At 60.2% G+C, this 10,896-nt stretch carries 14 protein-coding genes; 7 read left to right on the top strand and 7 right to left on the bottom strand.

Features of this window, described 5'->3' with window-relative positions; translation table 11 throughout:
- Positions 1–550 (bottom strand): transposase (locus NKJ06_RS32380; RefSeq protein WP_352812039.1); only part of this gene is annotated, 550 nt, incomplete at its 3' end.
- Positions 551–649: 99 nt separating this feature from the next.
- Here NKJ06_RS32380 and NKJ06_RS32375 point away from each other — a divergent pair.
- Complete coding sequence (locus NKJ06_RS32375) at positions 650–826, top strand: DUF6471 domain-containing protein (RefSeq protein ID WP_352812037.1); 177 nt, start codon at positions 650–652, stop codon at positions 824–826.
- An 81-nt stretch (positions 827–907) separates the two neighbouring features.
- On the opposite strand, the gene NKJ06_RS32370 is transcribed toward NKJ06_RS32375, so the two are convergent.
- A complete protein-coding gene (locus tag NKJ06_RS32370) occupies positions 908–1,357 on the bottom strand; it encodes a hypothetical protein (RefSeq protein WP_352812035.1) in 450 nt (149 codons plus the stop codon).
- 61 nt (positions 1,358–1,418) lie between these two features.
- Here NKJ06_RS32370 and NKJ06_RS32365 point away from each other — a divergent pair, with 61 nt between their 5' ends.
- Positions 1,419–1,745 carry a hypothetical protein gene (locus NKJ06_RS32365; protein ID WP_352812034.1) on the top strand — a complete coding sequence of 109 codons (327 nt, stop codon included), beginning with the start codon at positions 1,419–1,421 and terminating at the stop codon, positions 1,743–1,745.
- A 7-nt stretch (positions 1,746–1,752) separates the two neighbouring features.
- Entirely contained in the window at positions 1,753–2,712 is a 960-nt protein-coding gene (locus tag NKJ06_RS32360; protein WP_352812033.1) for a hypothetical protein, read from the top strand.
- Positions 2,713–2,998: 286 nt separating this feature from the next.
- Here NKJ06_RS32360 and NKJ06_RS32355 read toward each other — a convergent pair whose 3' ends face one another.
- The 3 genes from NKJ06_RS32355 to NKJ06_RS32345 all read right to left on the bottom strand — a co-directional run bounded on the left by NKJ06_RS32355 (position 2,999) and on the right by NKJ06_RS32345 (position 5,426).
- Complete coding sequence (locus NKJ06_RS32355) at positions 2,999–3,616, bottom strand: nitrogen fixation protein NifQ (protein ID WP_502905665.1); 618 nt, start codon at positions 3,614–3,616, stop codon at positions 2,999–3,001.
- Positions 3,617–3,977: 361 nt separating this feature from the next.
- On the bottom strand, positions 3,978–4,169 hold the full coding sequence (locus tag NKJ06_RS32350; protein WP_352892205.1) for a ferredoxin: 192 nt from the start codon (positions 4,167–4,169) through the stop codon (positions 3,978–3,980).
- A 39-nt stretch (positions 4,170–4,208) separates the two neighbouring features.
- Positions 4,209–5,426, bottom strand: a complete 1,218-nt coding sequence (locus tag NKJ06_RS32345; RefSeq protein ID WP_352812030.1) for a cytochrome P450 — start codon at positions 5,424–5,426, stop codon at positions 4,209–4,211.
- A 415-nt stretch (positions 5,427–5,841) separates the two neighbouring features.
- Here NKJ06_RS32345 and NKJ06_RS32340 point away from each other — a divergent pair, with 415 nt between their 5' ends.
- Entirely contained in the window at positions 5,842–6,231 is a 390-nt protein-coding gene (locus NKJ06_RS32340; RefSeq protein ID WP_352812028.1) for a hypothetical protein, read from the top strand.
- Between the two features lie 52 nt (positions 6,232–6,283).
- Here NKJ06_RS32340 and NKJ06_RS32335 read toward each other — a convergent pair whose 3' ends face one another.
- Positions 6,284–7,366: a hemin-degrading factor gene (locus NKJ06_RS32335; protein ID WP_352812027.1), complete on the bottom strand. Its 1,083-nt coding sequence runs from the start codon at positions 7,364–7,366 to the stop codon at positions 6,284–6,286.
- A gap of 30 nt (positions 7,367–7,396) precedes the next feature.
- The gene (hemP, locus tag NKJ06_RS32330; RefSeq protein ID WP_352761077.1) at positions 7,397–7,501 is read right to left on the bottom strand and encodes a hemin uptake protein HemP; all 105 of its coding nucleotides are present in this window, start codon (positions 7,499–7,501) and stop codon (positions 7,397–7,399) included.
- A gap of 547 nt (positions 7,502–8,048) precedes the next feature.
- Here hemP and NKJ06_RS32325 point away from each other — a divergent pair.
- The 3 genes from NKJ06_RS32325 to NKJ06_RS32315 all read left to right on the top strand — a co-directional run.
- Positions 8,049–8,369, top strand: coding sequence for a HesB/IscA family protein (locus tag NKJ06_RS32325; RefSeq protein WP_023766895.1), 321 nt, complete (start codon positions 8,049–8,051; stop codon positions 8,367–8,369).
- 431 nt (positions 8,370–8,800) lie between these two features.
- Positions 8,801–9,967 (top strand): cysteine desulfurase NifS, encoded by a 1,167-nt coding sequence (nifS, locus tag NKJ06_RS32320; protein ID WP_352812025.1) that lies wholly within the window; start codon positions 8,801–8,803, stop codon positions 9,965–9,967.
- Between the two features lie 25 nt (positions 9,968–9,992).
- On the top strand, positions 9,993–10,896 hold a 904-nt coding region (locus NKJ06_RS32315), incomplete at its 3' end, for a hydroxymethylglutaryl-CoA lyase-like TIM-barrel protein (RefSeq protein WP_352812024.1).

The following is a 10,896-nucleotide window of genomic DNA, read 5'->3' as shown; positions in this document are numbered from 1 at the left end:
AAACATAATATCCTAACCCCCCTACCAGATCAAAAAATCCCAGCCCTGTGGGGTTGCGGATCCCCCGCCCCCGGCCCCCGGCGGCCCCCACCACGCCACCAAAGTAAGCGCCGTCAATCTCCACCTCGCCTTCAAGGGTTTCGTTCTTGGTTTCAGCCGACAGGGCTTCGCGCAGCTTGTGAGCCAGCACAAAGGCGGTCTTGTACTGCACGTCCAGATCGCGAGAGAACTGGACCGCCGACATGCCCTTCGCGCCGTTAACAAACAGGCAGATCGCGGCGAGCAGATCGACAAACGACAGCTTGCGCGAGGCGAAGATCGTGCCGCTCGTAACTGAGAACTGCGCACCGCAAGCGGCGCACTTGAACTTGCGACGGGTCGGAATGTCGTAATGATCCAGGCACCCGCATTTCGGGCAAACAGGCTCGCCTTGCGTCGAAGCCGAGCGAAGGCGCTTGAACGCGTCGTAAGCCTTTTCCTCGCCACCCTTGTAAATCTCTTTCAGAGAAAGGGAGCGGCTTTCGGCGGAAAGGAGGAAGTGGTGGGCCATTGTCATCATATCCGGTGATATTATTCACCGTGTATGCGGACTTGTATCGCCAAATGGGCCTATACCGTCGAATGTGATGATATTTTTTGAGGCGAGGCTATGGCAGGCAAGGACGACCCGCAGACCGTCGAATACAAGACGAAAGCCAGGAACCTTTTGAAGTCAGAGTCGAAGCGGAAGGGCGTTACCTATGCCCAACTCGCCGAAAAATTGGCGACTATGGACATTCACGAAACCGAGCGTAATTTGAACAACAAAATAAGCCGGGGGCTTTAGTGCTGCGTTCTTACTGCAATGCTTAGAGGCTATCGGGGCATCCTCATTGCGGCTTTCGGAGTAGTTTTACTCGGGGCGGCTTTACCGCCAGACGAGCGCAAGAGCACTCAGCCCCAACATTCCGAACAGCATCAAGAGACCATAGGCAACCCTGTTGCGGCGAGTCCTCCGCCACTCCAACAGGCAAATGAACCCCCAAGTCACACTAACCCATGCCAAGCAGGTCACGATGATCGCAGTTCCGATCTGTGTGCCCAGTGGAAGGCTGCCGACGCTGCCCAACAGTCGGCGAACTGGACCACCATTGGCGCTATCGTGGGTGCTTTCACGCTCGCCGCTGCTATGGCCGCTGCTTACTACGCCAAAGAGGCTGCTAGGCACACCCAGCGCAGCGCCGACATTGCCGAAAAGGCTTTGCTCGATATCGAGCGCCCGTATTTGTTCATCACCGCCACCAAACCGTTGGTGGGGCTGACGCACGGACAAGCCCGACAACAAAAGACCAATTCCGGAAGCGGCATACTCGATCAAGAATTTCGGACGCACTCCTGCCATCATAAACGAGATTCGGGCGAGCCTCCGGCTTTGCAACTTGCCGCCAACTCCGCATTACCATCCCGGAGAAATCAATGACGTTGAACGGGTGCTCGGGGCAGACGATGCTCTTAGCCCTGCAGCTTTTGATCGCGGCGGCCCTATCACAAACAATGTGCTGAATGAGCTTTTCCTGTCCGATACTCACATAGAGGGGCGGGTTCCCTTCCATATGTATCTGTATGGCGAGATCACTTATACGAGCGTCAACGGGATCACCGACCAATTCGGATTTATCTACCGCTACTCGCCTCCCGGCAATACGTTCCATTTGCAGGACATTCCCGGCTACACCTACCGCCGCCGTGACGTGACGAAACAGTAGGATTGCGATGCTGAAGCGTGTTTGGGATGGAACTGTTTCGCTCTGGGTTACGATTGCAATCTGTTCGTTTTTGCTTTTCGTCACGGCGCTGGGTTTCATGTCAGCCCGCGCCTATGATCGCGCTACCAAGGACTACCAGACCAGCCGCGCATATGATGAAACCCGCCGACAATTTGAGCAGCGATGCGCGGGTTTTGAAGGCAAAGAAATCTTCAACTGCCTTAAAGAGCAGATAGAGACCGCCCGCGAGCCCAGCCGCGCCGAGGAAGATGTAGGCGCTCAAAAGGAGATGGCCCGCTGGGCTCTTTGGATGCTCATCATCACTGGCGTTCTGGGCCTTGCCAGTGTCCTTGTCGGTCTCGTCGGCATCTTTCTGATACGAGACACCCTCGCCACGAACAAGGAGGCTACCGACGCCGCTAAAGCTGCCGTTGCCCATGCGTCTCAGACGGCCAAGCTGGAACTTCGCGCATATCTTACTGTCGAGCCCGCCGGTGTCGATCAATTGATCGGTAGGGCGGAAGTCATCGGGAAGGTGCGCCTTAGAAATGTAGGGCGGCTGCCCGCCCGCAAGGTCACTCTGGTTGTCAGGATGGCTCGCTCGAAAGGGGTCGAGATGATTGCGTCTCGACGGCGAAGTAAATTCTCTTTCTCACACCCGCCGATATATTCGGATCGCGTCGTGCAGCCTGACGGAGAAATGCGGCAAGGTAGCGAAGACTACTTGGCTATCGCCGACCTTTGCCTGCCCCACCATAACGTCTACGTCTACGGGATTGCTCTCTACGAAAACGGCTACGGGACGCCATGCTTCACGCGATTCTGTCACAGATATTCCACCGATGGCCGCGTGCAGGGCATCAACTGGAAAACGCTCACAACTAAGAGCCGGACTTTCATCGATACCGATAAGGCTCGCTATCACGCCCACGGCAATTCCGCCGAAGAGCCGGAAGCGACGGGATAGCCCAGCTAAGGCAGCGGCCCACGCCGCTCGCGCCCACATGGCGCGCCGCCTAGCTCGCGGTCCCCTCCTTCGGAGGCGGTTTGGTGCCTTTGCTACATAAGGCCGGATATACCCGTCCACATGGCCAGTTCCGTTCGTTCTTGCCGACTGGTTCTGCGGGGCGCAGTTATTTATGGCACCTTGCTTGCCGCAGGGCCATTCGCAAGTCGCGGCCAACGATGGCGTCTGACAACAGACATATGGCGCGGCGCGAGCTCTGACGCTGTACGACTGACGCAAGCGGCTCTCAATCCTGGGCGTTGTCCTTGGTCCGTGTGAGGCGGCTTTCGCCTTCCTCCGGGCCGAAGCAGCTTTCGAAATCATTGCAGTCCCGGCAACTGGGGGAGCTGCACAGCGAAAAGCCTTCGGCCTCGCAGAGCTTGCGATAAAAGTATTTTTTCCATTTCATGTTTTGGGTGTTGCCGGCCGCCAGCGTCGGAAAATGCGAGGCGAGCAGGCGGCCGAGGTCGGTTCGATTAAAAAGGCCTAGGTCCTGCCAGAGGTGGTCATTGCGCATGGCACGCCGGGCGATGATCCTGGCGAAGCGGGCGCTCGCCTTGTCGCCCGGCCGGGCATGCGCCAGCAGCAGTCCGTGCAGAAGTTCTTCCTCGAGATCCGGCTCGGGCTCGCTCACCTCTTTCAAGGCAAACGCGTTGATAGGAATAGCAGGGAAACAGCGGGCCAGGACATCGCGCAGCTCGGCGCGCGAGAGTCCGGTTGCCTCCGTCGCAGTCGCCTCGCCGGCCTCGATCTCCTCGAGCGCACGTGAAAGCACACAGGCAAGCACATGCTGGTCGAACCTCCTCTCCAGCTCGATCTGCGGCCGTTGGCCGGTGCTGAGCCGGGCATAATGTTGGGCAAATATGGTGCGTTCTCCTGGTTTGTCCTATCAAATCATGCCGAGATCCGGCCTGCCGCAACATGGGTCGGGCAGTTCTTCGCGTATACGCAGTCGCGGATCGCCTCGCGGTCGAGTAGTTCGGCAATTTCGTCTGGTCCACTCGGCTCTGTCGCAAATTCTGTGATTGGGAGAGGTGTTCGCGAACCCCTGCCCTGCCCATTTGCGCCTCACGGGGAACACTGGCGCCGGAAATGCCCCCGCAGAGTTGGACGTGGGACCGTGCAGGCCAAACGCCGCGTGCTGAGTGCGGCCACATGGTCGGCCCCATTCAAGCCCGCCAGACTCACGGTTGAATGACATCAGATTCAGAGCGTCAGAGAGAGCGTCAGAGAGTGAGTTCCAGCGCACGTTCAGGACAGGATCGCACGCCTCGTGACGCAGGCAGTTCCTCCCCTTCCGCAACTTCAATGTCACCAGGCAGGATGTAACCGTCATCATCGAGTTTGAAGATGTCAGGCGCTTGCGCCGCGCATCGCGCGTGGCCCTGGCATTTGGCCTTTTGGACGATGATGCGCATGGCACTGCCTCCATTGTTTGTGCCCGGCTCGGGGCGGGCCTAAGACCAGTCCAGGATCAAATTTTCGATCCCGAACACATGGCCGCCAGAAGTTATCGGCGCCGTACCCTGCTTGATCCTGAAAGCCGGGACGCGCGCCAGCCACTCCTCCAGGCCAATGACAATCTCCCGCCGGGCAAGGTGTGAGCCAAGGCAACGGTGGGGACCATAGCCAAACGCTGCGTGGCGGTTGTCCTCCCGCTCCAAATCGATCGTGTTGGGGCATGCGAATTCCGCCGGGTCACGATTGGCAATCATCGTGGCGCAGGAAACATAGTCCCCCTTCCGGATCGGCGCGCCTTCGAAGTCGATATCTTTCGTGGCCACGCGGATCAACTGAATGGGCGGATAGGCCCGCAGCAATTCTTCGGTTGCGAGCGGGACGCGGTCCGGTTCGCTCCGCAGCAATTGCTGATCTTTGAGGTTGCGTGCGAGGTACGCCAAGTCAAAGCCTATAGCTGCTGCGACCGTGTCGAGCCCAGCGACGAAGACAAGCACGCCGATACCGCGGACTTGGGTGTCCGTCAGCCGGCGGCCCTCGACCTGTGCCTGCACGATAAAGGTCATGAAATCGTCAACCGCCTCGTCGCGGCGCATCGCTGCAAGTTCGTCGATGAATGCCACGATCGTCCGGGCAGCCACAGGTCGTTCCTTATCGTCGCCGTGGAGCAGATCTTTCCCCCAGCCGACGAATGTATCGAGTCGGTCGTCAGGCAACCCCAGAAAGCGAAGAAAGGTGCTCACCGCGAAAGGAAAGGCAAAATCCTTCATCACGTCGCAGCTTGTGCCCGACGCGGCGATCCTTTCGATCAGCTCGACCGCCCGTTCGCGGACAGCCGGTTCCAAAGCCAACACCCGCTTTGGCGAAAGCAGCGGATTGAGCAGTGAGCGAAAGACGCCATGGGCCGGTGGATCGAGCTCAAGCGGGATCGTCGGCCAGTTTTCACCCAGTATGGAGGAGAAGATGCTGCGATGGCTGGAAAAAGTCTCTGCGTCCTGCAGCACCCTCCGCTGGTCCGCGGCACGGGTGATGACCCAGGTACCCCGGCCATCTTGCGTGTTGTAGCGGGAGTAAAAGATCGGAGGCCCGTCATGTACGCGAGCGACAGCTGCGTGTGGATCCCCGTTGAGTGTTGGTGGCATCCCTGGCGATGTAAACAGGCTGAAGTCCCTCACCATTTCGGGCGGGACATGATCTGGAACGGGGTTGGTCGCCATTTTGTTTTCTCTACATTGGCGTTCATGGCTCGATTGAGATTGCACCGCTGTTCATAAAGTCGATTTCCAGCATGAGCACGTCTCTTGTCGGGCGCGTTCGAGATCTGTCGCCCGATCAGCCCACTGCCAGCGCGATGAGATCGGTTGCGAAGTCAATCCGAAGGGCATCTCCGCCGCGCTGCGGTCAGAAGCAAAGCCGCCGCTTATCCCGTTATGGTTGAGAGGCGATCAATCACCGCTGAGCTCCGTGACGCACTGCTGACACCCCGCTGGCCAAATTGTCAAAGCAAGTCGCGTGCCGGATAGGCGTACCCCTGGCCTGCACCAAGCGACGCCAGCCTGAACTGGGCCGCCGCCGCTAAGTTGATGATCACCTGTCCATCATTCTTAGGACAACGTCCGACAACCGACATCCGTGGTCGGTTTTGTCGAGTCCGCGACATCGGGCTGTTCGGCTTGGCTGCTGCTGCACAGCCTTCCGGTCGACGAGCGAGGAGATCGCCTCGCACGGCCCGGATTGAGCAACGATGCGATCCAGCGCAAGGATCGGGTGCGATCCGACAAGACCCGACGGCGTTTGATCGGGAATATCAACAAGGTCGAGCCGCGCTTCGGTTCGGCGTTGATGGCGTATGCGTTTTATCGCTCGCAGGCGCTGCAAGGATTTTCGGTCAGACGGCGATGCACTCGTGCGCAGCAGTCCGGCCGCGACGAGCTTGACTGTATCGATGCGGTCTGTTCCGGCGTGCACACCCAACCGTCCGTATGCGCTTATGGAGGCAAGCCTTTCCGCACATGGAGCTAAATTCCTCGCGAGCCGCTGTCGGAACGTGCTGCCGAGTCCTATGGCGGCCGGTTCAATCCGAGGGCCTGTCGGCACTCTCCACATCCGGACCGGGAACACATGGCAGACTCTCGGCCAGAAACCGCCAGTCGCTGCCCTCGCGTTCGCCTTCCTTGCGCCTGCCGAAGAACTGGATGATCATCTTGCCGTCCGCGCCATAGGCTTCAATGGACGTGACGTGACCGTCCCTCGTCGGCTTGCGCACGGCCCAGACCTCGCGGATGCGATGGGTCCTCAGATGCAGATGGAAGGTCTCGTCGAGCACATTGATCCGCGGCCCGATCTGCTTGACCGACTTGATCGGGCCGGAATGGATCTGGATGCAACCACGATTGCCGACAAAGCACATGATCGGCATCTCGTCTTCGGCCGCCTGTTGGAACAGGGCGCCAACGGCATCATTGTCGAGCAGCCAGGCGTTATCCTCGTCGGCCGTACGCATAGCCTGGCAGCGGCTGAGCTTCAGCGTCTTCAACATATGGTAGAACTGATGCACGTCGCTTAGCCGGCCCCAGTGCTCGCGTAGGTCGTCGACCGTGGCGGCGTGGTCTGGACTCACTGCGTTATCGCGCGCCCCGCTCGCCTCGAGCGATATGATCGGCTCCTGATCGGAGGACACAAGCTCTGCCGTCAGATCCTGATAGGCCTGCAGGTTCGAGGCGGGCCTGAGATGAGCTTTGTGCATCGCCTCGCCGGTGGTATCAAAAAATTGCAGGCTGCGGCGGATCTCGGCTCCCTCGCGCTTCTCGACGGCGAAGCCATACGCCCACGCTTTCGGGAAGATGCGCAGGTCGATCCCGTCGCCGAGCAATATGGCATGCTGGTTGCCGGTGACCACTTTGCCGTAGACGCCGATCTTTTGGTGCACGGCACTTTCGTTGCTGGTGACTGCCATCACCTCGCCGACCGCTTCGAGGCCGGTCAGCAGATCATCAACGCGCGGCTCGATGCGCACCGCGCCATGACCACAATGCGCCGCGACCAACTCGACTTCCGAAATGCCCAATCGAGCGGCGAGATCATGCTCCCGGATCTTCGGATTGTCTTTGCACGCCCGCCGGATTTCGTCGGGCGACGGTTTCTCGCGTTGGTCCATGCTTACCCCTGTTTCTACGACGTGTGAGGATCATCTGCCCTGCCCGGGTATCTTCAGCCGATAAGGCGCGCCGAAATGGTCGATCCTGATCTGCTGCTGGCCCATGAACAAGGTGTCGCTGGACAGCGTGCGCACGGCGTCGCACCCGCGCGAAAACCGGCGAGCAGGCACATGCCATGGCATCCCATCGAGCCGGTCGGCCGCTACTGGGCGGTGGGTGAGCGAGTGTGGGTGTTGTCGCAATCGGCCAAGCGGGCATTCGGATGCCACGGGCGGCGCTGCTTTGCCAAACAACGCGTGTCTGACCCGGTCCTGACATGTTGCTCCCCTGCTTCGCCCCATCCATCGCGCGGGCACCCACGGCATGGTTGTGGATCGGCATGCTCTTGCCGTCTCGCCAAACGGAGCCTCAAAAACCGTGCCAATTGCGCCGAAGCAAGCTCAGAAGAAGTTCTGTATTTGGTGATGTGAGTTCAACCAAGAACTCAGGCCCAACATCCCTCGTGGCAGACCCGACAAACCCGACAGCACGTGTCGGTTGGCCGACAGCTTCGCAGCAATGCACTCACAAGAAGCACGGCAGTGTCAGAGATGCCGCGCTGTGCTGAAACGTTTTTTTCGCTTTGGCACGGTGCATGCGACGTGATGCGCAAGCAGGTCCCGGACTGAGGAGAATGGAGCCATGATTACGCTCACCGACAACGCTGTTGCTGCCTTCAAGACTGCTCTTTCCCGCGCCAGCGAGCCGGCGGAAGGTTTTCGCATCATGGTCGAGGCCGGCGGCTGCGCCGGCTTCAAATACTTAATGGGCCTGGAGAGCGTGTCGCGCGAGGGCGACGCGATCACTGGCACAAATGGGATCAAGCTGTTCGTGGACGCGGGTTCCCAACCCCATGTCGCCGGCATGACCGTTGACTTCCTCACCGGGCTCGAATCTTCCGGCTTTGTCTTCGATAACCCCAATGCGCGCGAGAAGTGCGGCTGCGGCAAGTCCTTCAGTTAAACGCCCGAAGCGCCTATGCGGCCGTCGGACTCATTTTGCGGCAGAGGAGACTTATATGGCCGGCACGACAGATGTCCCCGTCCTAAAGACCAAGGAAAACGGATCTCGCGACCGCTATTCGCTTCCGGTAGGGTGCAAAGAACGCCGCCTCCCGAAACAGCTCGGGTCCTGGTGTCACCCGAGCTGCTTGCGGACAGATCGCGCTGCTGTGCCAAATTCGGCTCATCGATAACGTTATCGCGTTCGGGCGTCCTTACGGCTGACGGCGGCCACTGCGAACATGTCCATCTCGACGGAGATCCGGTCTGCGTCAAACACTCCGGGCGTCTGCGCGGGCTGCCAGTTCAGGCCCATTATCATCAACGGCATGCGCCAGAGGCTCAACGAGTCGGTCCGCGCCGCGTCATTCTGGTCAACTGAGGATCGCACCTATGAAGCCTGTCTACCTCGACAACAACTCAACCACACGGGTCGATCCTGCGGTCCTGCAAGCGATGTTGCCGCTCTTTAGGGATCAATTCGCCAACCCTTCGTCGGCGCACGCTCTTGGCGCCTCAGTCAGTGCGGCGGTGAGAAAGGCGCGGAGGCAGTTGCAAGCGCTGATCGGCGCGGAGTTCGACGATGAGATCACCTTCACCTCGGGTGGGACAGAAAGCGACAATGCAGCGCTTCTTTCAGCGCTCGAGGCGGCGCCCAACCGAACCGAGATCGTTACGTCCGCGGTCGAGCATCCCGCCGTGCTGACGCTTTGCGCGCATCTTGAGAAGACCCGCCGCGTCAAGGTGCACAGGATCCCGGTGGATTGCCGTGGCCGGCTCGACCTCGACGCCTATATGGCCGCCCTAACCCCACAGGTGGCAATCGTTTCCATAATGTGGGCGAACAACGAGACTGGTGTGATCTTCCCCGTGGCCAGGCTTGCCGAGTTGGCCAAGGAAGTGGGCGCCCTATTCCATACCGATGCTGTACAGGCGGTCGGCAAGCTTCCGATGGACCTGAAGTCGACCTCAATCGACATGCTGTCGCTCTCCGGCCACAAGCTGCACGGGCCGAAAGGGATCGGTGCGCTTTTCGTAAAACGTGGCGTCAACTTCCATTCGCTGATCAAGGGGGGTCACCAAGAACACAACCGGCGTGCTGGCACCGAGAATACGCCCGGCATAGCCGGGCTCGGCACGGCGGCCGAACTCGCCTTGAAATTCATGGACGACGAGACCACACGGGTAAAGTCGCTCCGCGATCGTCTGGAGGGCGGGATCCTCCAGCGCATCCCAGGCACCTGTGTCACTGGTGATCCCCTGCAACGGTTGCCCAACACCGCAAACATCTCCTTCGAACATGTCGACAGTGATGGAATTCCACTTCTCCTCAGCCGCATTGGCATCGCGTGTTCCTCTGGCTCGGCCTGCACCTCCGGCTCTCAGGAACCAAGCCATGTCCTAAGCGCGATGAAAACGCCGCACGCGGCAGTCCGCTTCTCCTTGGCGCGGGACAACAGCGAAGAGGATATCGACCGGGTGCTCGAGGTCATGCCGGCAATCGTGGGGAAGCTGCGCAGCTTTTTCGGTTCTGGGCCGGGTAATCCGGTCTATGCGTGAGCGGCAGAAGAACAGGCTACCGGTCATGACCCGTCATGTCTCTCTCAACGATACGACGTTGCGCGATGGCGAGCAGGCGCCGGGCGTCGCCTTTACCACGACGGAAAAGCTGGAGATCGCTGAGTCTCTTGCGGCGGCCGGCGTGACAGAGATCGAGATCGGCACGCCGGTCATGGGCGTCGACGAGATCGAAACAATTCGCGCCGTGGTCGCGCGGCGTCTTCCGGTTCGGCTCATGGCCTGGTGCCGGATGACGTCGTTGGATCTCGATGCAGCGATCGAGAGCGGGGTCCAAGCGGTCAATTTGTCGCTGCCTGCGTCGGACATCCAACTTGCCGCCAAGCTCGGCCTCGACAAGGCGGGAGCGCTCCAGGTCATCGATGATATGGTCAGGCGCGCCGCCGCCGCCGGCTTCTTCGTCGCGGTGGGGTGCGAGGATGCCTCGCGGGCCAATCGGGATCATCTCGCCCGCGTCATCGAGACGGCCGCACGCGCCGGCGCAAGCCGCGTGAGGCTGGCCGACACAGTCGGTGTTCTCGACCCGTTTTCAACCTTCGAACTTGTCGCCCAGCTGGTGGTGCAGTCTCCAATCGACCTTGAATTTCATGCGCACAACGATCTCGGACTTGCTGGCGCCAACACGCTAGCCGCGATCCGCGCAGGCGCGCGCCATGCCTCCGTTACCGTCCTGGGGCTCGGCGAGCGTGCGGGCAATGCCGCGCTGGAAGAGGTGGCCGCCGCGATGGCGGTCTTCGGCGGCGCAGATACCGGCATCGAGCTGACCGCATTGCCCGGCCTCGCCGCCGAGGTGGCCTGGGCCGCCCGCCGGCAGACCGCGGCCACTAAGCCGGTCGTCGGCGCCGATGTTTTCACCCACGAATCCGGCATTCACGTCGCAGGGCTGCTGAAGGACTCGCGTACTTATCAGG

Source organism: Mesorhizobium sp. M0293, from assembly GCF_040321735.1.
Classification (GTDB): domain Bacteria; phylum Pseudomonadota; class Alphaproteobacteria; order Rhizobiales; family Rhizobiaceae; genus Mesorhizobium.
Note: the sequence above shows the minus strand (reverse complement) of the source record. Positions and strands in the feature narration are given on the sequence as shown.

What these genes read in the sequence shown, in the direction of transcription:
- NKJ06_RS32345 (WP_352812030.1), bottom strand. Translation starts at nt 5,426, where the DNA reads ATGGCGACCAACCCCGTTCCAGATCATGTCCCGCCCGAAATGGTGAGG.
- NKJ06_RS32335 (WP_352812027.1), bottom strand. Translation starts at nt 7,366, where the DNA reads ATGGACCAACGCGAGAAACCGTCGCCCGACGAAATCCGGCGGGCGTGC.
- NKJ06_RS32360 (WP_352812033.1), top strand. Translation starts at nt 1,753, where the DNA reads ATGCTGAAGCGTGTTTGGGATGGAACTGTTTCGCTCTGGGTTACGATT.
- NKJ06_RS32375 (WP_352812037.1), top strand. Translation starts at nt 650, where the DNA reads ATGGCAGGCAAGGACGACCCGCAGACCGTCGAATACAAGACGAAAGCC.
- NKJ06_RS32325 (WP_023766895.1), top strand. Translation starts at nt 8,049, where the DNA reads ATGATTACGCTCACCGACAACGCTGTTGCTGCCTTCAAGACTGCTCTT.
- NKJ06_RS32350 (WP_352892205.1), bottom strand. Translation starts at nt 4,169, where the DNA reads ATGCGCATCATCGTCCAAAAGGCCAAATGCCAGGGCCACGCGCGATGC.
- nifS (WP_352812025.1), top strand. Translation starts at nt 8,801, where the DNA reads ATGAAGCCTGTCTACCTCGACAACAACTCAACCACACGGGTCGATCCT.